The sequence below is a fragment of the Belnapia sp. AC561 genome (assembly GCF_979252845.1).
This window is the reverse complement of the sequence record NZ_CEEDBP010000374.1, coordinates 1-249: the sequence shown is the minus strand read 5'-3', so window position 1 is coordinate 249 and position 249 is coordinate 1. Positions and strand designations below refer to the sequence as shown.

At 72.3% G+C, this 249-nt stretch carries 1 protein-coding gene; it reads right to left on the bottom strand.

What is annotated here, in order from left to right; all coding sequences use genetic code 11:
• The coding region (locus tag AC0IW9_RS31485) for a PrpF domain-containing protein (RefSeq protein WP_471652215.1) at nucleotides 1-249 on the bottom strand (249 nt) is incomplete at both ends.

Here is a 249-nt window from a genome sequence, read left to right as displayed (position 1 = left end):
GTCTGCGACCCGCCCGGCGAGAGGAAATCGAGCCGGATGCGCGCCCCGGGCCCGGCGACGCCGGCGATGGCGAAGTCGCCCCGCACCTCCGCCTTGCCGTCCCGCACCGGGAAACGCGCCTCGCTGATCTTCCGGGTGTTCACCTGATGGATGCGCACCAGCGCCTCCCCATCCGCCACCCGCACCAGCCCCTCAGCCACCGCGAAGGGGCCGACGGCTGAGGACAGGTTGCCGCAATTCCCCTTCCAG